The organism is Acidiferrobacterales bacterium, from assembly GCA_028820695.1.
Lineage (GTDB): Bacteria > Pseudomonadota > Gammaproteobacteria > Arenicellales > JAJDZL01 > JAJDZL01.
The window spans coordinates 33,274-54,124 of record JAPPIB010000004.1 but is presented as its reverse complement, the minus strand read 5'-3'; the positions used below and the strand labels follow the sequence as shown (position 1 = coordinate 54,124).

Genomic DNA, 20,851 nt, shown 5'->3' with positions numbered 1-20,851 from the left:
TCAGGTCATGCGGTGACTTTCCCGAGCCAGTTTCAACGCGGCATTGAAATCATTGTCATCAAACTGATTCGCACGCTGTTTGATTCCCTTCACAATTTTCCTTACCACTGAAGGCCCCCTGTAAATCAACGAAGAGTAAATCTGAATCAGGCAGGCACCTGCCATCAGCTTGTTCCATGCGTCTTCAGCACTGAAAACACCGCCCGCTCCGATGATCGGGATTTGATGATCGCAAGCCTCGGCAAAAGTGCGGATGACCTGTGTTGACAGGTCAGCCAGGGGTTTTCCGCTGAGTCCTCCGGATTCGCTGTAGACAGGATGGGCATGGGAACCGGGTCGGGTGACTGTCGTGTTGGTTGCAATTACAGCACTGATGTTTTTCTCTTGGACGATGTCGGCAATGGATTCAATACTGCCTTTGTCCAAGTCGGGTGAGATTTTCAATGCGATCGGCACCACTTGCCCGGCTATCGTCGCAAGATCGTCTCTTTTTTGCATGATTGCGTCAAGCAGACGGTCTAGATTGGCTGTGTCCTGCAGATCCCGCAGACCGGGAGAATTTGGTGAGGATACATTGATGGCGACATAGTCGGCATACTCGTAAATGTCTTCCAGGCACCGGACGTAGTCCTGAACCGCAAGTTCGTTCGAGGTGGCGGTGTTCTTGCCTATATTGATTCCGACCAGTGCGGCATTCGAATCCGCTCGAATCCGCTTGAGATTGCGCCTGAACACTTCCAGGCCGGCACTGTTGAAGCCGAGTCGATTGATGATCGCCAGATCGCCCGGTACCCGAAACAACCGGTTGCGCGGATTGCCCGGCTGCGGCTCAGGTGTGACGGTTCCGAGTTCGACAAAACCAAATCCTATGCCGGACAGTGCCTTGAACGCGACCGCATCCTTGTCGAACCCTGCCGCGAGCCCGACAGGATTGCGAAAACTCTTGCCGAATACACTGACCGGGAGATCCGGTACCCGACTGCCCACAACTCCACGTTCCAGCGCCCTGAGCACCCGGCAGCGGGAAATGACATTCAACAGCCTCAGCGTATGGTCATGAGCGGTTTCCGCATCAAGGCGCATCAAAAATGGTCTGATACAGTTGTAACCGATCATTCAGAATTTTTCTTGTTGTGTGAGCACTCGCCACATACCCGATTTAAGGGAACCGAGACGAACCTGCCCGATCCGGACACGTTTCAGTCCTTTTACTTCCAGTCCGACCAGATTACACATCCTCCTGATTTGCCTTTTTCGACCCTCGGTCAGAACGATCCGCATATAGTCTGCATCCAAAAGCTCGACTTTTGCCTGTTTGAGTTTGACGTCATCCAGCGTAAGGCCGTGGGCCAGATTCCGAATCTGCTGATCTGTCACTTTCCTGTCCACTCTGACCAGGTACTCCTTTTCCACGGCAGAGTCCGGTGCGATCAACCGCTGTGCGATTCTGCCGTCCTGTGTGAACACCAACAAACCACTGGAATCAATATCCAGCCGACCCGCCGGCGCAAGATTCCTGATCGGCCACCTGACGCTTGGGCCGTCCGATTGCCCGGGGTTGATGTGCTGTCTAGGTTTCGTCAGCAGGGACAGCACTGGCTTATAACCCTTCTCGGGTTGGCCGGACACATAGCCGACAGGCTTGTTCATCAGGATTGTAGTGAGACTGGCCTGAAATTTCTGAAGCTCAGGATGAAGAGCGACCTGACTGCCGTTGGAGATTGTTGTGCCCAACCGTCGAACAACCTCGCCATCGACCTTGATCCATCCTCTGCGAATGAAACTCTCGGCTTCCCGTCTCGAGCAGATTCCATTTTGTGACAGATATTTTGAAAGTCTCATATCAGATTGCGAATACAGTTTGAGGATTCACTGAATTGTGTAACCGGTATTGCTCATCCTGATTCCGGCACAACCACAACGGGGAAAGACTGAATTGGTTCTCCGGGAGATAGGAAAAACTCATCTGTGCCTGGAAAGTATACAGAATTATCTAAATTTGAGTTTCAGACCCGTTCGAATTATCGTTATTGTCGCTTTCTCCAGTTCAGTACGTGTAATGTACGGACTGAATGCATCATTGACCTCGACTTGTCGGACATCCAGTGAAATTGAGCAAACTGAAATTCGTTGCTATCTGCGTTGTTTTCCTGTTTGGTGGCAGCGCAAACGCACAGTCGGTACCCAGTCTATACGGAATATTCGGAAATGGGAATTGCTGGCTTGAGGGCCGCTATATTCTATACTGCAGCAATTCCGCCCCGGCCTTCCACGAACTCGCTGACGAATTTGCGCTGTTTAGGTGTTTCGAACGCGGCCAGATAGTGATGCTTCGTCATCTCGAGGCAGCGACGGAGACAGAAGTGAGAACAATCAGCTGGGATATGAACGCACGGAAAGACACCAGCACTTGGATGGTATTGGACGAACGGGCTTCATTCATTCCCAGCCCAATCGGTCAGCTCAGTCCCGTTTATGTCGGCCTTGTAGCAGGGCTTGCCGACCCCAACACCAAGCAGTTCTCGTTCACCATTGAGTCGGCGAACGTCGAGGGGTCGATTGCATTGACAGGGGAGGAGTATCGAGTGATCTGCAAATACGTGGCAAACTGCGCCGAGCTGGAGAATTAGGGGTTTCGTGTTTGTGGTGACAGATGTCAGAATACATATCCTCCCGATTCTTGCGCTTGGCCTGTTACTTGGTCTTGAGAGCACGCGAGCTGATAGCAGTGATCATATCGGACCAGATCCAATCCAGTCGGAAAACTGTCTGGTTATCACACCGGAACGTTCGATTGTTTGCAGGGGCAGGTATTCCAAGCCGTCGAGTGTCGGCACGCCGACACTGACGATCAACTGCAATCCAGGGTTGTTCCTGATCATCACGCATAATCAAATCGCTGGCAGAACTTCCGTCAGCAGGGTCACTTTGGACGCACCTGAGGGACGATTCACACAGCAATGGCTTGCACCGTCCGAATTTCAGTCAGCGGGATTGTTTTTCTATCGGGGATCGGGTGATACCGAGTATGAATCGATTGTCAGATTTGTCGGCTCAATGATGTTACCGGAAACAACCGAGGTTGGATTTTCGATCGATGATGGTGTTACATCAGGAACATTCACACTCACCGCCTCGGACCGCTATCTGCTGAAACAGATCGCTCCTTCGTGCAACTGACGGTGTGCGGTTCGGGGTTAGCCTGACGGGGTAGTTTTGGCCAGTTGTTCGGCGATGCCCCTGTAGTCGGCAGGGGTCAGTTCCGAGAGCCTGCGTTTTTCCTCGTCCGGCAGGTCAAGTTCGCTGATAAAAGATTCTATTTGAGCGGCCGAGATGGCAACCCCCCGCGTCAGCTCCTTTAGTTTTTCGTAGGGGAGTTCGCCGCCGTGTTTTCGAAGTACCGTCTGTACCGCCTCGCTCAACACTTCCCAGCTGCGATCGAGATCTTCCGAAATTCTTGACTGGTTCACAGTGAGTTTACCAAGTCCGGCCGCGATGGACTGATAGGCGATGAGGCTATGACCGATCGGCACACCAAGATTTCTCAACACCGTTGAGTCACTGAGATCTCTTTGCCAGCGACTCACCGGAAGTTTATCTGCCAGATGATCGAATATTGCGTTTGCGATTCCAAGATTTCCTTCGGCATTCTCGAAGTCGATCGGGTTGACCTTGTGCGGCATTGCTGATGAACCAACTTCCGAGGCGATGGTTTTCTGTGAGAAGTATCCGATTGAGATATAGCCCCAGATATCGCGGCATAGGTCAAGCAGAATCGAATTGATACGATGCAGACAGTGACTGTACTCAGCGATGTAGTCGTGTGCCTCGGTCTGTGTGGTGATCGGGTTATAGGTCAGGCCCAGGGACTCGACGAACTCCCTGGCGACCGAAGGCCAGTCGATTTCCGGATAGGCTGCATGTAACGAATTGAAGTTTCCGACTGCTCCGCTCAGCTTGCCATTGATTGGAATTTCGGCAAAGGATCTATTCTGGCCCTCAAGCCGGTGCGCGAAAACACGCAGTTCCTTTCCGACCGTAGTTGGTGAGGCCGGTTGTCCGTGCGTACGGGACAGCATCGGAACGTCCGCGAGGCTTGTCGCCATATCTGAAATGAGTGAGATCAGATTCTCAACCGCCGGAACCAGAACCTGATTGCGCGCATCGGTCAGCATCAGTCCGAAGCAGTTGTCATTGATATCGTACGAGGTGCAGCCAAAGTGAATGAACTCCAGTGAGCCTGCCAGTGCGGGCATGTCACTCAGGCTGTCTTTCATGTAGTATTCGAGCGCCTTGACGTCGTGATTGGTCTTTCGTTCGATTGCCTTGACTTCATGTCCTTCATCAACCGAAAAATCATTCACCAGCGATCGCAGATGGCTGATGGTCTGCGGCGTGAATTCGTTGAGCTCGGCCACAGGCTCCAGACTGCCAAGTGCAATCAGCCACTCAACCTCCACATGCAATCGGTAACGGATCAAACCGAGTTCGCTGAAAATCTCACGAAGCGGCTCAACTTTATGGTGGTAGCGACCATCCAGTGGAGACAGTGCGCAGATGGCGGGGCTGTAATCTGTGTCGGTCAACTTTTTGATCCGAGACTGTGTTCCGAACGACTTATGCGATCGCTGCCATCAGATAGTGGTCGATCAGCATCATTGTGAACAAGGCGGCGAGGTACTGTATCGAGAACTTGAAAACCCGTCGCGAAAGCTGATCGGTATATCGAACGTAGAGTCGTACTGTCAGCAATATGAAGACTGTGTTCAATACCAGCGCAGCGGAAAGATAGATGTACCCGAACATTCCTGTCGCGAATGGCATGATCGTCACCGCGGTAAGCAGAACTGTGTATAGCATGACATGCAGCCTTGTCAGCTTTTCGCCATGGGTGACTGGCAGCATCGGAATCTCAGCGGTCTGGTAATCCTGCGCACGATAAAGCGCCAATGCCCAGAAATGCGGGGGTGTCCAGCAGAATATGATCAAGAACAGCAGGACCGCATCCGAACTCAGCGTACCGGTCACTGCGGTCCAGCCCAGTACCGGTGGCATCGCACCGGCTGCGCCGCCGATAACAATGTTCTGCGGCGTGGCATACTTGAGAAAAATCGTGTAAATCACCGCATACCCGATCAGGGAGGCGAAAGTCAGAAACGCGGTCAGTGTGTTGACACCCAGAACCAGAACCAGCATCGAGATGGCTGCAAGCATACAGGCGAAAATCATTGCTGAACGGGTGTCGATCGTTCCTGACGGCAACGGACGGTTCCGCGTCCGCTTCATCAGGAAATCCTTGTCTTCATCAAGGACGTGATTGACTGCCGCACCAGATGCTGCTGCAAGTCCGATTCCGATCGTAGCCAATAGGAGTACGGAAATACCCGGCAGTGTCGGTGATGCCAGAAACATGCCCGCTATTGCCGTGAACATGATCAGCCCGACTACACGCGGCTTGGTAATTTGATAATATTCCCGGGCCAGTTCCCGTGTCGAAAGTGAACGGGTATGGGTGGAAACTTCAGACGTCATCGTTCAGTAACAGCTTGTCGGGTCTAAGCGTTCAATCTATGTCGTGAAAGGCCGGAAATTCCAAATGTCCGCCTGGTAACCGGCCCTGACAATAAAACGGCCAAATGATGCGGTAGATGGAACTGTTTCAGGACTCTTTGTGCGGACGAAAAGCAAAAAGAAAGTATATCACAAGCAAGGCTGCACACAGTGTAAACCACTGGAATGCATACGCCTTATGCCGGAAAACCCACTCATCGCTGGGAGGCTTCCAATCGCGCTCGAATCCTCCTGTCATCGCAGGGTCGAGCTGAATGACGAATCCCTGCAAGGAGTAGGGTGCGGCGTCTTCGAATCGCTGGAAATCCAGCACCTGCCACACCGGCGATGAATGTTCGTCAAGAGGGCCGTCATCCTCAAGGGTGAATGCATCCTGTGCGGGGATAACCGCTACGCCGACAACATCAGCTGTGCCGGTCAAGGGCTGCGTATGCGGCACAATGCTGCGGTCTGCAGCGGCAGGAATCCAGCCTCGGTTCACCAAAACCGCGGTCGTGCCGCCTTGCAGTAACAATGGTGTGATGACATGGTAGCCGGCCCGTCTGCTGGAGACCTGATTGTCCAGGAAAAATTCCCGACTCTGATCCCAGGTACCGCCGGTACGCACCTGACGATACTCGATTTCTTCGGGTGATTCCAAAGCCGCACCGATGGTGATCGGGGGTGAATCAATCCGTGTCGTATACAGCTCAAGTGTGGCCGTTCTTTGCTCCGCCCGATCCGTTTGCCACAGCCCCAATCCCACCAGTATCGGTACCAGAACAATCGTACACAAAGTTGGTACCGGTCGTGGACGAAACCTGACTTTCATGTTTATGCGTCGAATTCCAGATGGGTGTGACTGATAAAATAGCAACCGAATTCATCAAGCATCAAGGCGTTACATGCCGTTTGAAAAAATCATCATTGCCGTACTGCTTGTTCTGATGCTGTGGAGCCTTGGATCAGCATTTTGGTATATGCTCAAGGATCGCGGAAAAGGGACGCGGACGGTCAGGGCTTTGACTGCACGAATCGCGATCTGGGTCATTCTCCTGTTGACGATAATCGCGGGAATCCATTTCGGTTGGATCACACCCAGTAATACGATCCCCCTGCCGCAGTGAGGTGGCTTCAGTCAGTGATTCTGACTGAACCCGCACCTATACAACATACACAAATATAAACAGACCCACCCAGACCGTATCGACGAAATGCCAGTACCAGGCCGCCGCCTCGAATGCGAAATGGTGGTCAGGTTTGAAATGTCCCCGCACGCAGCGTATCGTGATGATGGCCAAAATGATGGCGCCGATGGTGACGTGAAAACCGTGAAACCCGGTCAGCATGAAGAATGTCGCGCCGTAGACTCCGGTTCCCAGTGTCAGACCAAGATCTGAATAGGCATGGAAGTATTCGAAGCCCTGAAGATACAGGAACAGGAATCCCAAAACTACTGTAATCGCCATCCAGACAACCAACGCTGTGCGCTGGTTCTTCTTCAGTGCCCAATGCGCAAACGTAACGGTAACGCTTGACGACAGCAGAATGATCGTATTCCACACGGGAATTCCCCATGCGCCAATGGTTGAGAACTGACCTGCGCCTGCTGCCGTGTCAGCTGGAAGAAGTTCCGGGCCCATCGGTCCGGCTGTCGGCCATCCGCCGTCGAAACCCATCCACAGGATATCGGTCTCCGCAAGCCACGGAACAGCGAGATTTCGCAGATAGAACAGTGCGCCGAAGAATCCGGCGAAGAACATGACTTCGGAAAAGATAAACCACAGCATCCCCATTCGAAATGACACGTCAACATGTGCGTTGTACTGTCCGGCCTCACTTTCCTTGACTACAATTCCGAACCAGCCGAACATCATGAATGCGATGATCAGTCCACCGACAAGCATCACCCACGGTGCGACGTTGACATCGTTTACCAGCATTACAAATCCGCCGGCCAGTGTGAACAGCCCGACTGAAGCGACCAGAGGCCATGGACTGGGGTCTGGTAGATAATAATCACCGTTAGCGCTCATTGGTTGTCCTCTTTGTGAATCGGTATATTTTGAATAGACGGTAATTCGGTCAGCTGGAATTCCTGACCTCAAAAAAACTGTATGACAGGGTGACAGTGCGGGTATCTTGTTCCAATTCCGGATCAACGTAGAACCGTACCGGCATCAGTTTTTCCTCGCCTGCGGCCAGACTCTGGTTGTTGAAGCAGAAGCACTCGATCTTGACTACATGGCGGGCCGACTGCATCGGTGTCACGCTCGGTATCGCCTGTCCGACTATATCCCGTCCGGAAGTGTTCCGGACCAGATAGTTCACCTCATGAACTTCACCTGGACTGACTTTTGTCTTGCTGACCTGCGGCTTGATTGTCCACGGAAGCCCATTGGTGGAATTCCCCGTAAACTCCACCCAGACTTGCCGGTCCAAGTCAATATTGATTCCGGGGTCGTCACTTTGCTGGACAGCAACGGTTGGTTTTCCGCCGATACCTGTAATCTCACAGAAAAGATCATACAGCGGTACCAGCGCATAGCCAAAACCGAACATGACAAAAACGGTTGCGGTCAGTGCGATCGCAATTCGACGATTGGACAGGCGGGTTTTCCGGGTGGGTTCGCTCATCTCACTAATGCGAGGATTGAATCACCATGATTGCCACGAAAAACGCAATCGCAATGGCACCCAGAAGTGCAGCCAGTTTCGCATTTTTCGACATGTTCGCTGCCAGTTGATCCGATGACATGGTTCTACTTCACCGTTGGCGGTGTTGAGAACGTGTGGTACGGAGGCGGTGACGATACGGTCCACTCAAGTCCCTCGGCGCCTTCCCAGACCTGATCGGTCGCTTTCTGAGCCCTGCCTCTGACGCACTGGATGATGACGTATACCATGATGAGTTGCGACAGACCCAGCCCGAACGCCCCCAGTGACGAAATCAGATTGAATTCTGAGAACTGTACCGCATAGTCCGGTATCCTTCTGGGCATACCCGCAAGGCCGAGAAAGTGCTGTGGAAAAAAGGTAACGTTGAAGAATATCGTCGTCAGCCAGAAATGCGCCTTGCCCAGCGGTTCGGAATACATGCGTCCGGTCCACTTCGGCAACCAGTAGTAGGTTGCGCCCATCATTGCCATGATGGAACCGGCGAATAGCACGTAGTGGAAATGTGCGACGACAAAATAGGTGTCGTGATACTGGAAGTCCGCCGGCACGATTGCGAGCATCAGTCCCGACAGGCCGCCGATGGTGAACAGGAACACGACTGCGATCGCGAACAGCATCGGTGTCTCAAAGGTGAGCGAGCCGCGCCACATCGTGGCCACCCAATTGAATACCTTGACCCCGGTCGGCACCGCGATCAGCATCGTCGCATACATGAAAAACAACTCACCGGCCAGTGGCATGCCTACCGTGAACATGTGATGTGCCCACACGATAAACGACAGGAAAGCGATGCCGGCGGTTGCGAAAACCATTGAGTCGTAGCCGAAAAGTGGCTTGCGGGAAAATGTCGGCACGATCTGTGAGACGATACCGAAGGCGGGAAGAATCAGGATGTAGACTTCGGGGTGACCGAAAAACCAGAAAATGTGCTGAAACAGGACCGGGTCGCCGCCTCCTGCAGGATCAAAAAATGCAGTTCCGAAATGGCGGTCGGTCAGCAGCATGGTCACCGCTCCGGCGAGCACCGGCATCGCCGCGATCAGCAAGAACGCGGTGATCAGCCATGTCCATACAAAAAGCGGCAACTTCATCATGTGCATGCCTGGCGCGCGCATATTCATGATTGTCACGATGATGTTGATCGCGCCGAGCACTGATGAGATTCCCATCATATGAATGGACAGAATGGTCATATCCACACCGGCGCCACCCTGAACTGACAAGGGTGCGTAAAGCGTCCACCCTGATGCGGGTCCGCCGCCTGCAGTGAACAGACTGCCCAAGAGCATCGCGAAGGCAAAAGGCAGAATCCAGAAACTCCAGTTATTCATGCGCGGAAGCGCCATGTCCGGCGCTCCGATCATCATCGGAATCAGCCAGTTGGCAAAGCCGACAAACCCCGGCATGATGGCACCGAATATCATGATCAGCGCATGCATGGTGGTCAATGAATTGAAGAGTTCCGGATTGACGAGCTGCAAGCCGGGCTGGAAAAGTTCAGCACGTATGGCAAGCGCCATCACCCCACCGACAAAAAACATCATCAGCGAAAATATCAGATACATGGTTCCGATATCCTTGTGGTTGGTGGTGGTCAGCCAACGCATGATGCCGGAAGGCCGATGATCGTGGTGGTCGTCGTGTGTATCGGTATGTGCTGCTGACATGGTTTGATTACCTGAAAATTCCTAAAGACAATAGTCTGTTCATTGATTCGTTGATCTAGCGCAAGGCCTTGATTTCGGATGGCTGGACCAGGTCGCCGACACTGTTGCCCAACGCATTTCGTTCGTAGGTGATGACTGCGGCGATATCCTCGTCGCTGAGCTGGTCCCTGAATGCGACCATCGTGGTATTCGGCCGTCCGTTCATTACAACGTTGATATGTTCCGCAATGGGGCCGATGGTGACAGCATTGCCGGTAAGCGGGGGAAACGTCGGCGGCACTCCCTGTCCCTGATCTCCGTGACAGGCGATACACTGAAAATAGACTTCCTCACCATGCGCCATCAGCTCTTCCATGCTCCAGACCCGGTCAGCTTCTGCCATCGAAGCGACCTTCATGGTCTGCTGGTCAGCGATCCAGCTGTCGAAATCCTCAGCGGCCATCACGTTGGCGACGATCGGCATGAAGCCATGATCCTTGCCGCACAGTTCCGCACACTGTCCGCGATAGTCACCGGGTTCGTCGACAGTCGCCCAGAATTCGTTGATATAACCCGGGATGGCGTCCTTCTTGACGCCAAATTTCGGAATCCACCACGCATGGATGACATCGTTGGATGTGAGTAGAAAACGAATTTTCCGGTTGGCCGGCAGCACGACAGGATTGTCGACCTCAAGCAGGTAGTGCTCCCCTTTGGGTTCGCGGTTCTCAATCTGTGCGCGCGGTGTGGACAGGTTGCTGAAGAAGTTGATGTCGTGGTCAATGTACTCGTATTCCCATTTCCATTGGTAGCCGGTAATCTTGACTGTCAGATCGGATTCGGTCGTATCTTCCATGAAGAGCAGCGTCGCAGTTGACGGAATGGCCATGCCGACAAGAATGAGAAACGGGATGACTGTCCAGACCACTTCCAGTTTGGAGTTGTGACTGAACTGATGCGCTGCGTGCCCGCGGCTTTTTCGATGTGCATACAGCGAATAGAACATGACGCCGAATACAACGATGAAGATGACCAGGCAGACCAACATGATGGCGTTGTGCAGATCCAGGATACGGTCGGCGATCGGTGTGGACGGCGGCGGGAGATTGAGCCCCCATTCCGCAAAAGCACGATATGGCAGGAACGCGAGTGCGCCCGCTGCGAGCCGAACGAGGTTTCGTAGTCTGAAAAATACTCTTGACATCAACTGTCTCCCTTATGGGCTTTGACTTGCACTGCTTTATATAACATTCACAATCACATTTATCAAAAGTTGGTAACGATGCTGCTTCAAACCGCTGACCGGAAACTTCGAGAGAACAGGAACCTGTCCCAAGGAAACGCGAAGGTTGCGTTCAAGACCTAAACGCGAATGACGTATCTATGCCCTGGACACGATCGCCAGACAACTCGTTTCACTGCATGACTTGCACGTCGGTTTGCGGTTGATTGAACTCGGTCCCGAACAGCTCCAACACATCAGGATCGACCACGCGTGTCTCCAAGACTTGGTTGCCAACGGAATGCAATAGGAAACCTTGACCCTTACCGGCCAGATTGTCCATGTGCCGAATAAGGTGGGTATTATATCTATGGGAAGAATAGTGGACTTACATTATTTCAGGGTAATACCCGCCTGCGCATGATGGCGAAACCCATACCGGCGAACTGTGCGCCTGAGCGAGTCTGTCATGCAGATCACAGATCTGTCGCCATGTGCGCTCGGGAACTGCGACCCGCCCATTGCTCGCCTGACTGTGATTACGCTCCCGCTCACCTGGAATTTCCACTCTCTCAAAGCCGGGCGCGGGTGGACAGTTGCGCAACTCCTCCAGCACTTCTTCCGCGGCTGACTCAAACTGCGTGCCTGCTCGCAGTTTCGTTGTGTCGAACGCAATCACCAGCCAGTTACTCTCTGTCTTGATGGGTCCGAGCAGGGCCTCGGCAATCAATTCACCGATCAACGCCAGGCTGTACCCCTTATGCCCGCCTGCCGGCAGTATTGCACCGCCGTTGAAGTAGTCCTCCGGGTCCTGGGTCGGGTTCCCGTCGCGATCAATCAGACAGTCTTCGGGCAGACGCGCGCCAGCTGAACGTGCGGCATAGACCCAGCCGCCTGCGATCTTGGAAGTGGCGAAGTCAACAACCACAGGTCCGAGCTCCCCGCCGGGCAGTCCGATACACCAGGGATTTGTCGGCAACATGGCCCGCGCCCCGCCATGTGGTGCGACCTGCCTCCAGCTCTTGCGGTTTCCGCCACCAATGCATATGGTGAAAAACCCCTTTTCCGCCGCCTGCTCCGCAAACGCGCCGAGCCGGCCGGAATGACCGGTATTCAGTACTGAAATCGATGAGATTCCCAATTCCCTTGCGCGAATGATCACGCGTTCGTAGGCCAATTGCATTGCCGGAATCCCGATTCCACCATCACCGTCAACGAATTCGTTGGCGGGGTCGGAAGTATCCAGCCACGGTTGTGCATGCGGGTTCAGATAGCCGGTCTGCATCTGCTCCGCGTATTGCAGTGTGCGCATCACACCGTGACTTTCCATACCACACAGACTGGTATCGACAAGATGCTGTGCAACAGTGGATGCGGCGTTCACATCACAGCCGATATTGTGAAATATTTCTGTGATCAGGGTGATTGCATGGCCGGCCGGCACGCTGACCCTTTTTCCGTCGTAGTCAAGTTTGGAAGACAGTTCTTTCGTTGATGAACCCATAAGCTGCAAAAAAGTGGGTTAAAGAGGACCCGTCAAAGACGGTATGATCTGGTTGGGGATAATGTATTAGAAATGACAGCTGGGATTTCAGAAAAATTGTTCTGTTTTGTGAAAAATTCTGCTGCTCTGATTTACGAATGGACTTCGGCTTCACGCGCATCGCAATCAATAGTTGATTGAGTGCATTGCCCTATCAAATGGAAGTCGGGAAATTTCTGCTTTGCAGTTCAGTCCGTGTAGGATGAGACGGTTGGTTGATCAGGTCCGATCTGAATGAGCCTGTCCCGACTCAGACTGTCTCGTTCCATTTCGATATCCATGGCGACCGATGCAAGATGATGCGTGCCTGGTCGCAACGGGAAATTAACCTCAACGCAAAAATCCTAATGGGTAAAATTGACTGACCAACGTAACAAGACCTATTCGAATAACAAGTTTTTTTTGGGGAAAGGGCTCGATTCATCCGGGGCAGATTGTGCCATTGAGCAGGATTTTCAGACCATCTGAGGATCAGATTACCCGGGCATATCAGGTGATTGCTGAGTTCGAGTCGGCAGATACCGACCTTGCTGCAATTGACGGCAAACTGATCGAAAAGCCGGTTGGATGCGAGAAGTACCGTATTGTTTCAATTGTCGATCGAATTGCGGGCGAGGGATTGTGTGTTGCACAATGAGGACGGCTCGGTTCGGATCGCTTGCACTGCATCCCGTTTACCTATAGGAAATTACCAAGATGTACAGACTGTATTACGCAAATAAAACGGCATCCATGGGTGTGAGAGTCATGCTGGAGGAAATCGGTGTGACCTATGAATTGATCGAGGCGGTGGTTGACATGGACCAACCCCGTCCTCCTGAGCAATTGGCCGTCAATCCCAACGGCTGGGTGCCGGTACTGTTATGGGAGGGTGGTGCAATGTACGAATGCGCTGCGATTACTGTCCATTTATGCGATAGCCATCCCGAAGCACAGCTTGCGCCGACTGTTGATGATCCGACTCGCGGGCTATTCTTGCAGACGCTGGTGTATTTTTCCAATTCTGTTCAGAATGCGTTTCAACTGACATATTACCCAGACCGTTTTGTCGACACGCCAGCCGATGAGCCAAGTGCGCAAAGGCGCGGTGTCCGGCGCTTGAGGGAAACCTGGCAGGTGATCGACGATCAGATCGGCGACAACCAATGGGTGCTGGGTGACCGATTCAGTGCGGCTGACATTTATCTGTTCATGCTGACTACGTGGTTAAGAGCGGCGTTGGATCATCCGACTGTTGATGAGTTCGCCAACGTCAAGCGAATTGCGGACCTCGTTGTGCAGCGACCCAGCGTGCAGATGGTTTACCAACCGTGGATCGAAAATCCGCAGTATTGACGTCGGCTGCGGTATTGGTCGGAATCTGACAGACCAGCCGGGGGCGGGCCTTGCGCCGATGCGGTGAGCAGCGAAACGTCAGATGTCATATGAATATGCCTGAAATCAATGCCTTAAGGGAGTTATTGCCGGTGAGATCACCCGCTGGCATGACCTGTCCGAAGTGAAGTTTGACTATATTATCGTCGGTGCAGGATCAGCCGGGAGTGTATTGGCAGAACGGCTGAGCCGCGATGGTCAATCCAGCGTATTGTTGCTGGAGGCAGGTGGCGACAACGAGACGCTGTCGCTGAGAATGCCGGCGGCGGTGCTTGCCCATCTCAACAGTACAAAGCACAACTGGGCCTTTCAGGGCGAGCCGGAGCCCGAGTTGAACGGCCGGCGGCTACAGCATGACCGGGGCAAGACACTGGGCGGATCGTCGTCAATCAACGGCATGATATTCATTCGCGGCCACGCAAGGGATTATGATGGCTGGCAGAAAAGCGGCTGCGAGGGCTGGGGGTATGCACACGTGCTGCCGTACTTCAAGCGGATGGAGAACTACTCACACGGCGAGGATGATTTCAGAGGAGGCAGTGGACCGTTACACGTCCAGCGTTCGGCTCCCGACAACCCACTGGTTCACGCGTTTCTGAAGTCAGGTGAGCAAGCGGGTTATCCCGGGACGGATGACATCAATGGCTACGTTCAGGAGGGATTTGGTTTGCTGGACTCCTCGATTTATCGCGGCGAACGCTGGAGCGTGGTGCGCGCCTATCTCGATCGGGCAAGGCCTCGGACCAATCTGGAGATTCAGACCAATGCACACGTACAGAAGATTGTTATTGATGACGGCCGTGCAGACGGGGTGACGTATCACCAAGGCGGTCGATCTGCCACTGTGCGCGCGCGAAGGGAGGTGATACTCTGCGCCGGTGCGGTCGGCACGCCGCAGATTCTGATGGTTTCGGGAGTCGGGCCGGCCGATCACTTGCAGGAACTTGGTATCGAGGTTTTGCACCACCTTCCGGGCGTTGGTCAGAACCTGAACGATCATCCTGATTTTGTGATGCAATACGAGTGTCTGAAGCCGGTCACCCTGTGGCCGAAGACCAGACCTGTCGGGCGAATCGCCGCTGGAATTCGCTGGCTTGTCACGCGGCGTGGTACCTGTGCGTCCAACCAGTTTGAGGCGGTCGCGTGTATCCGCTCCGATTGCGGGGTGGACTATCCTGATCTCCAGCTTACCATCACACCGGTCGCAGTGGATAACCAGACATGGAACGTCCTCCCGAGCCATGCGTTCCAGATCCATGTTGGTCTGATGCGGGCGTTCAGCCGCGGCAGAATCGAATTGCGCAGTGCCGACCCTGCTGATTCTCCGCGCATTGCGGCCAACTATATGAATGATTCTCGCGATCGCGAAGTGCTGCGCAAGGGTATTCGTCTGGTGCGCGAACTGATTCGGCAGCCTGCTTTCAACGAGCTATGCGGGGAGGAGATTTTCCCGGGTTCGAGAGCGGAAAGCCAGAGCGAGCTTGACGCTGTGATCAGTTCGCATTGCAACACCCAGTGGCATCTGTCGGGCACTGCCCGGATGGGCACGGACGGGGGCGCGGTTGTGGACGGCCAGGGCCGAGTGCATGGTCTGCAAGGTTTACGGGTAGTCGATGCGTCGATCATGCCGCGGGTGACAAACGGCAACACCAACGGTCCCACTATCATGATTGCGGAAAAACTCGGCGACGCGATTGTGGGGATTGAGCCGCTGCCGGTTATCGAAACCGAAGTCTGGCACAATCCGGACTATATGAACTGTCAGCGGTAGCAGCCAATCATGGAACACAGGAGAAATGAAAGGACATGACTTGTTGTTCGCGTTCCGAACCGTTGGGCGCGATTCAATCCGGTTTTAAAAGATAACACCGCAGAAATCCTCCGACAATACGCAAGATAAAGTGTGCCGGATCAAAAAGGTGCTTATACCGCCCGAAACGTTATGCGAATGACTCAGCCTCTCGAGTCACACTGTAATACAATCAAAGTCTCAAACGGGATGACGAAAATGAATACGGATACAGCAAGTATCCAGGAGCAAATTTATTATGCCCCCAGTTGATAAAATCAGGTCGTTCGACGATGCCGAAAGGGCCCAGGAAATAAATGAGTATCGCTTTGCTGATATCTACAAGATACTCAGGGAGGTTGCGGAGAGTCGGAAAGAGACTGAAGCAGAGTTTCGAAAGACTGACGCGCAGATTCGAAAGACCGAAGCACAGATTCGGGAAACCAACGCACAGAGTCGGAAGACTGACGCACAGATTCGGAAGACTGAAGCACAGCTTGAAAAGACCGACGCGAAGTTGAGAGAGATCGGCATCCAGCTTGGTAACTTCGGCAACACACGCGGTGAGTTTGTCGAGCATCTGGCGATGCCGTCAATTGAGCGTATTGTTAAAGAACAGCTGAAGGCGGACTTTTTGGGCGGTTTAACAGGCTCTTATAACGGAGTGCGGGTGCAAATTGATGCGTGGGCGAAATCCGACCAAGATAAGGCGGCCTTTGTGTTTGAGATCAAGCACAAGTTCAGTGACGAAGCGCTCAGTCAGGTGTTTCGTCAGATTGGCAACGTTCGGGTGATGTTTCCGGAGCTGGCCCTCACCCCGATTTATCCTTTCATAGCGGTGGGCATAATCAATAGCGACGATGAGGAAAAGGTGTGGCAAGCCGGCGTGCAGTTGTTGAGGTTCGGTGCCGACACTTTTCGTCTGTGTCAGCCGCCTGAGGGATTCAAACCTATACACACTCACGGCATGAACGGCCATGGAAGGTTTGTGCCTGCGCCATATCCGCACTATCTCAGGGAACTGACGGGCGGCAGCGGTCCGCAAGCGACGGTTCACTGACAGACATTGGCAGCCGGCTTTTCCAAAAAGAAATGCAATGCGGTGTTGGGGGCAGTGTACATCTCGGTGAGGCGAGCTGCAGGCCTCAATAGAATCGCATCCCCTGCGATAGCAGTTTGTTAAAATCGGCAGGCAGTTGCGATAATCGATGTAAAAATAAAGAAACGTCCTGTCTTGACTCAATCCAGGACACTACACAAAAATACGGTGAAATGACTGGCTGAGACAGTCAGTCATGTGTGTCAGTTTTTTAATACCGGAGATATCCGGAAATAAGATCCATAGGAGGAAACTATGATTAGGAAACTACGAGCAATAGTGTTGGCAACGGTGATGACCATGGTTGCAACACCAGTACTGGCCAGTGAATCGGTCAAGATTGGTGTTCCATCCTGGACTGGTGCGCAAGCGATTGCACACCTTCTGGCATCTGTCGTTGAAATGCGAATCGGCGGCGAGGCTGAGTTGGTCCCGGGCAATAACGCTACAATCTTTCAGGCCATGGATCAGGGTAAGGGCGACATTGACGTACACCCTGACGTATGGCTTCCAAACCAGGAAAGTTTTACCAAGAAATATGTTGACGGTGCGGGCACTGTGACATTGTCAAGCAATCCGTATGAGGGAAACCAGGGTTTTTGCGTATCCAAGGACTTCGGTGCCAAGTTCAGCATCACGGACATTGCAGACCTCAGTCGACCGGATGTTGCGGGAGCGATGGACAGTGATGGCAATGGTCGCGGTGAGATGTGGATCGGCGCACCAGGATGGGCGTCAGCCAATGTCAACGAAGTCAAGGTCCGTGACTACGGTCTGCTGGATTTCATCGAGCCGATTCGCGCCGAAGAAAGTGTCAAGACCGCACGTGTCAAGGACTCGATCGCCAAAGGTGAAGGATATGCATTTTATTGCTACAAGCCTCATGCAATCTGGTACATGTTTGACGTGGAGATGCTGTCCGAGCCGACCTACGACCCGGAAAAATACGTCATGGTTCAGCCATCCGATTCTGCGGATTGGTATGAAAATTCAATGGTCGCAACGAAAGACGCGTTGAAAAATGTTCAGATCGCATGGTCAAATTCCCTGGCGGACCGATCGCCTGCGATCGTCGAATTTTTTGAGCGATTCGCGTTGACAGCCGATGACGTCAGCAATTTCGCATTCGAAATTTCCGGAAAGGGTCGGGAGGCCGGTGAAGTCGCACGAGAATGGGTTACCAACAACCCTGATCGCATTGACGCCTGGCTCGGACTTTAATTCCTGAAATTCACGCATGATGATGGCGCCGGAGCAAAGTCTCCGGTGCCATCATTTCAGGCAACAGACTGACCGAGAGCCCGCAGCGTCATGACGATCACTTCCCTGGATATGAATGACGATATGGTCATTGAAGTCTCGAATGTCTGGAAAATTTTCGGGACAAATGCCACTGAGGCAATGAAGGCCGTCCAGGAGGACGGTCTTACCAAGGCGCAGGTGCTTGCGGAATTCAATGCGGTAGTCGGTGTCGCGGACGCCAGTCTCCGCGTCAATCGAGGCGAAATTTTCTGTGTCATGGGTCTTTCCGGCAGTGGAAAGTCGACACTGGTCAGGCATTTCAACCGCCTGCTGGAGCCCACATCCGGAAAAATCACCATTGACGGCACTGATGTTCTGGCCTTGGAATACACGCAGTTGCAACAGTTTCGCAATCGTAATATCGGAATGGTATTTCAGAATTTCGCGCTGTTGCCGCATCGGTCAGTTCTCGATAATGTTGCGATGCCGTTGGAAATCCGACGGGTCAGCAAGAATGAGCGAATGCGGCATGCTGCCGCAATCCTGGACATTGTCGAACTGGGTGCATGGGGCAGCAAGTTCGCCCACGAGCTGTCCGGCGGCATGCAGCAGCGTGTCGGTCTCGCCCGCGCCCTCGCCGCCAACCCCGATGTCCTGTTGATGGATGAACCGTTCAGTGCACTGGACCCGCTGATCCGGCGCCAGCTGCAAGATGAGTTTCTCCGCCTTTCGGAGATGATGAAAAAGACTACGGTTTTCATCACACACGATCTGGATGAGGCGGTCCGAATCGGTAATCGTATCGCGATCATGCGTGACGGCATGATCGTGCAGATCGGTACGGCCGAGGATATTGTGATGAGCCCCGCTGACGATTACGTAGCCGATTTTGTGGCCGGTATTTCCCGCCTCAAGGTGGTCCGTGCCCATGTTGTGATGAAGCCGCTGGATCAGTATCTGGCTGCCAATGAACCCCTGCCTGCAGACGCACCGAGAATCAACGAAAGCGAGACCCTTAGCAAGTTGATTGAGTTGTCCATCGACAACGACGCACCGATTGTGGTCGAGGACCAGGACATTGATGTCGGTGTCATCACCAAGAAAGATATCTTACGCACTGTCATAGAAGGAGCCGATGTGTCATGACAGAAAAAGTGGAAAACCAACTTGACGCTATTGATATAGAAGCGGCCGAAGAATACGCCGCAGAACGTCGAGAAAACATACGATCATTCGTACATACGAATCCAGACTACTATATTACCCAGTTTGACAGGATCGGCGAAAGTTCCCGATTCACACCCACTTTCAATCCCACCGCCGGGATTCTCGGACCGGTCTGGTTCGGTGCCCGCGGCTTGTGGATGTGGGCGATTCCCTTGCTGATTGTTGAGACTTTGGGCTATGTGCAGCTGGCGCGTGGATTGTTCGGTGATCTTGCGGCGGAAGCCCGCGAGCGTATCGCCTCGATTGAGGGAACGCTGGAATTGCGTCGCCAGCAACTGAGCGCTGCAATAGAGGCGCAGTCGGACAAGGTTGACGTGTATAGACGTACGGTCAAATCCCTGGAGGATTCAATCGGCGGAATCAGGCTGGAGGCCCAGGAAATCGCCGATCAGGGCATATGGATCGCACTGGCCGGAGCGATCATCCTGATAGTTGTCAAAGCCGCCCAGTCGGCCATTGCCAATACAGCTTTGGAGTCCCGGATCTCAGAATGGGTTTCCGATCGCAGCATTCGTTCCGGAATGCCGACCAGACAGCTTTTTTTCAGTAGTGTCTTCATGGTTCTGATCGTTGCTGCGGCCGTGTACCACTACTGTTTTCCCGGCCAGTTTGAGACCCTGACCCAATTTCCGACGGATCCTGACATCCGTCTGACCAGCATTGCGTGGGTGGAAGGGTTCTTTACCTTCTGCGTCACTAACGGAGAGGCGATATTTGATTTCATCACTTTTGGCATCCGGTTGATTCTGGACGCGCTGGAACTGTTGTTCGTCAATACGCCGTGGATTGTGATTGCGAGTTTTATAGTTTTGCTGACGTGGCTCACCGCTGGCATCAGGACCGCCATTTGGTCCGGCGCATTCCTGGCTTACATGGGATTGCTGGGATTCTGGGTCAAGGCGATGACGACACTGGCTCTTTTGGGAACTGCAGCCTGTCTTTCGATCGCGATCGGCATTCCGCTGGGGATGTATTGCGCCCGCAGGCCCCGGTTCTATAAATTCATTCAGCCGATCATGGATTTCATGCAGACCATGCCGGCGTTTGTCTTCATGATCCCGGTGATCGCATTTTTTGGAACCGGAAAACCTGCGGCGGTGGTTACCACCATGATTTTCGGGGGAACACCGGTGGTGCGCCTCACTGTGCTGGGTCTTCGCGGTGTCCCTGAGAGCGTGCGCGAAGCCGCGATTTCGTTCGGCGCCAGCAAATGGTACCTTTTCACCAGAGTGGACCTGCCATTGGCGAGCCCGTCGATACGGGCTGGAATCAATCAGACGATCATGTTATCGCTGGCCATGGTTGTTGTCGCATCGCTTATCGGGGCCAAAGGCCTGGGAGAAGATGTGCTGGAAGCGCTGCAGTATGCAAACGTGGGGCAGGGAATTCTGGCTGGATTCTCGATCCTGTTCTGCGCCATGATCCTTGATCGCCTGGTTCAGGGCGCACGCAAGTAGCCGCCAGTGCCGGAGATTTCTGT

20 protein-coding genes are annotated in these 20,851 nt (G+C 53.3%); 10 read left to right on the top strand and 10 right to left on the bottom strand.

Annotated elements, in window-relative coordinates; translation table 11 throughout:
- Positions 1 to 1,116, bottom strand: coding sequence for a quinone-dependent dihydroorotate dehydrogenase (locus OXI60_00690; protein MDE0308337.1), 1,116 nt, complete (start codon positions 1,114 to 1,116; stop codon positions 1 to 3).
- Positions 1,117 to 1,842 carry a pseudouridine synthase gene (locus OXI60_00685; protein MDE0308336.1) on the bottom strand — a complete coding sequence of 242 codons (726 nt, stop codon included), beginning with the start codon at positions 1,840 to 1,842 and terminating at the stop codon, positions 1,117 to 1,119.
- Between the two features lie 269 nt (positions 1,843 to 2,111).
- Between OXI60_00685 and OXI60_00680 the strand changes: the two genes are divergently transcribed.
- A complete protein-coding gene (locus tag OXI60_00680; GenBank protein MDE0308335.1) occupies positions 2,112 to 2,630 on the top strand; it encodes a hypothetical protein in 519 nt (172 codons plus the stop codon).
- Between the two features lie 16 nt (positions 2,631 to 2,646).
- The gene (locus OXI60_00675; GenBank protein MDE0308334.1) at positions 2,647 to 3,180 is read left to right on the top strand and encodes a hypothetical protein; all 534 of its coding nucleotides are present in this window, start codon (positions 2,647 to 2,649) and stop codon (positions 3,178 to 3,180) included.
- A gap of 17 nt (positions 3,181 to 3,197) precedes the next feature.
- On the opposite strand, the gene purB is transcribed toward OXI60_00675, so the two are convergent.
- From purB to OXI60_00660, 3 genes are all read right to left on the bottom strand, one after another.
- Complete coding sequence (gene purB, locus OXI60_00670; protein MDE0308333.1) at positions 3,198 to 4,586, bottom strand: adenylosuccinate lyase; 1,389 nt, start codon at positions 4,584 to 4,586, stop codon at positions 3,198 to 3,200.
- Positions 4,587 to 4,617: 31 nt separating this feature from the next.
- Complete coding sequence (cyoE, locus tag OXI60_00665) at positions 4,618 to 5,532, bottom strand: heme o synthase (GenBank protein MDE0308332.1); 915 nt, start codon at positions 5,530 to 5,532, stop codon at positions 4,618 to 4,620.
- A gap of 127 nt (positions 5,533 to 5,659) precedes the next feature.
- Positions 5,660 to 6,382 (bottom strand): SURF1 family protein, encoded by a 723-nt coding sequence (locus OXI60_00660; GenBank protein ID MDE0308331.1) that lies wholly within the window; start codon positions 6,380 to 6,382, stop codon positions 5,660 to 5,662.
- 73 nt (positions 6,383 to 6,455) lie between these two features.
- Here OXI60_00660 and OXI60_00655 point away from each other — a divergent pair, with 73 nt between their 5' ends.
- Positions 6,456 to 6,677, top strand: a complete 222-nt coding sequence (locus OXI60_00655; protein ID MDE0308330.1) for a DUF2909 domain-containing protein — start codon at positions 6,456 to 6,458, stop codon at positions 6,675 to 6,677.
- Between the two features lie 36 nt (positions 6,678 to 6,713).
- Here the strand turns inward: OXI60_00655 and OXI60_00650 are convergent, their stop codons facing one another.
- The 5 genes from OXI60_00650 to OXI60_00630 form a co-directional block, all read right to left on the bottom strand.
- Positions 6,714 to 7,586: a cytochrome c oxidase subunit 3 gene (locus tag OXI60_00650; protein ID MDE0308329.1), complete on the bottom strand. Its 873-nt coding sequence runs from the start codon at positions 7,584 to 7,586 to the stop codon at positions 6,714 to 6,716.
- 49 nt (positions 7,587 to 7,635) lie between these two features.
- A complete protein-coding gene (locus OXI60_00645; GenBank protein ID MDE0308328.1) occupies positions 7,636 to 8,187 on the bottom strand; it encodes a cytochrome c oxidase assembly protein in 552 nt (183 codons plus the stop codon).
- A gap of 125 nt (positions 8,188 to 8,312) precedes the next feature.
- The gene (gene ctaD / locus OXI60_00640) at positions 8,313 to 9,896 is read right to left on the bottom strand and encodes a cytochrome c oxidase subunit I (protein MDE0308327.1); all 1,584 of its coding nucleotides are present in this window, start codon (positions 9,894 to 9,896) and stop codon (positions 8,313 to 8,315) included.
- 55 nt (positions 9,897 to 9,951) lie between these two features.
- Complete coding sequence (gene coxB, locus OXI60_00635) at positions 9,952 to 11,079, bottom strand: cytochrome c oxidase subunit II (GenBank protein ID MDE0308326.1); 1,128 nt, start codon at positions 11,077 to 11,079, stop codon at positions 9,952 to 9,954.
- Positions 11,080 to 11,485: 406 nt separating this feature from the next.
- Positions 11,486 to 12,601, bottom strand: a complete 1,116-nt coding sequence (locus tag OXI60_00630) for an Ldh family oxidoreductase (GenBank protein MDE0308325.1) — start codon at positions 12,599 to 12,601, stop codon at positions 11,486 to 11,488.
- A 481-nt stretch (positions 12,602 to 13,082) separates the two neighbouring features.
- Here OXI60_00630 and OXI60_00625 point away from each other — a divergent pair, with 481 nt between their 5' ends.
- From OXI60_00625 to OXI60_00595, 7 genes are all read left to right on the top strand, one after another.
- A complete protein-coding gene (locus OXI60_00625; GenBank protein MDE0308324.1) occupies positions 13,083 to 13,277 on the top strand; it encodes a hypothetical protein in 195 nt (64 codons plus the stop codon).
- A 59-nt stretch (positions 13,278 to 13,336) separates the two neighbouring features.
- A complete protein-coding gene (locus OXI60_00620; GenBank protein MDE0308323.1) occupies positions 13,337 to 13,975 on the top strand; it encodes a glutathione S-transferase family protein in 639 nt (212 codons plus the stop codon).
- A gap of 163 nt (positions 13,976 to 14,138) precedes the next feature.
- Complete coding sequence (locus OXI60_00615) at positions 14,139 to 15,785, top strand: choline dehydrogenase (protein MDE0308322.1); 1,647 nt, start codon at positions 14,139 to 14,141, stop codon at positions 15,783 to 15,785.
- 277 nt (positions 15,786 to 16,062) lie between these two features.
- Entirely contained in the window at positions 16,063 to 16,863 is an 801-nt protein-coding gene (locus OXI60_00610) for a hypothetical protein (protein MDE0308321.1), read from the top strand.
- Positions 16,864 to 17,157: 294 nt separating this feature from the next.
- Positions 17,158 to 18,123, top strand: a complete 966-nt coding sequence (locus OXI60_00605; GenBank protein MDE0308320.1) for a hypothetical protein — start codon at positions 17,158 to 17,160, stop codon at positions 18,121 to 18,123.
- Positions 18,124 to 18,213: 90 nt separating this feature from the next.
- Complete coding sequence (locus OXI60_00600; GenBank protein MDE0308319.1) at positions 18,214 to 19,290, top strand: betaine/proline/choline family ABC transporter ATP-binding protein; 1,077 nt, start codon at positions 18,214 to 18,216, stop codon at positions 19,288 to 19,290.
- Positions 19,287 to 20,828, top strand: a complete 1,542-nt coding sequence (locus tag OXI60_00595; GenBank protein MDE0308318.1) for an ABC transporter permease subunit — start codon at positions 19,287 to 19,289, stop codon at positions 20,826 to 20,828. Before OXI60_00600 ends, OXI60_00595 begins: the two co-directional genes overlap by 4 nt.
- Positions 20,829 to 20,851 lie beyond the last annotated feature (23 nt).

Bases quoted from the DNA above. Each gene is read 5' to 3' on its own strand.
- OXI60_00690 (MDE0308337.1), bottom strand. From the start codon at position 1,116: ATGATCGGTTACAACTGTATCAGACCATTTTTGATGCGCCTTGATGCG.
- OXI60_00685 (MDE0308336.1), bottom strand. From the start codon at position 1,842: ATGAGACTTTCAAAATATCTGTCACAAAATGGAATCTGCTCGAGACGG.
- cyoE (MDE0308332.1), bottom strand. From the start codon at position 5,532: ATGACGTCTGAAGTTTCCACCCATACCCGTTCACTTTCGACACGGGAA.
- OXI60_00660 (MDE0308331.1), bottom strand. From the start codon at position 6,382: ATGAAAGTCAGGTTTCGTCCACGACCGGTACCAACTTTGTGTACGATT.
- OXI60_00655 (MDE0308330.1), top strand. From the start codon at position 6,456: ATGCCGTTTGAAAAAATCATCATTGCCGTACTGCTTGTTCTGATGCTG.
- OXI60_00650 (MDE0308329.1), bottom strand. From the start codon at position 7,586: ATGAGCGCTAACGGTGATTATTATCTACCAGACCCCAGTCCATGGCCT.
- OXI60_00645 (MDE0308328.1), bottom strand. From the start codon at position 8,187: ATGAGCGAACCCACCCGGAAAACCCGCCTGTCCAATCGTCGAATTGCG.
- ctaD (MDE0308327.1), bottom strand. From the start codon at position 9,896: ATGTCAGCAGCACATACCGATACACACGACGACCACCACGATCATCGG.
- coxB (MDE0308326.1), bottom strand. From the start codon at position 11,079: ATGTCAAGAGTATTTTTCAGACTACGAAACCTCGTTCGGCTCGCAGCG.
- OXI60_00630 (MDE0308325.1), bottom strand. From the start codon at position 12,601: ATGGGTTCATCAACGAAAGAACTGTCTTCCAAACTTGACTACGACGGA.
- OXI60_00620 (MDE0308323.1), top strand. From the start codon at position 13,337: ATGTACAGACTGTATTACGCAAATAAAACGGCATCCATGGGTGTGAGA.
- OXI60_00610 (MDE0308321.1), top strand. From the start codon at position 16,063: ATGCCCCCAGTTGATAAAATCAGGTCGTTCGACGATGCCGAAAGGGCC.
- OXI60_00605 (MDE0308320.1), top strand. From the start codon at position 17,158: ATGATTAGGAAACTACGAGCAATAGTGTTGGCAACGGTGATGACCATG.
- OXI60_00600 (MDE0308319.1), top strand. From the start codon at position 18,214: ATGACGATCACTTCCCTGGATATGAATGACGATATGGTCATTGAAGTC.
- OXI60_00595 (MDE0308318.1), top strand. From the start codon at position 19,287: ATGACAGAAAAAGTGGAAAACCAACTTGACGCTATTGATATAGAAGCG.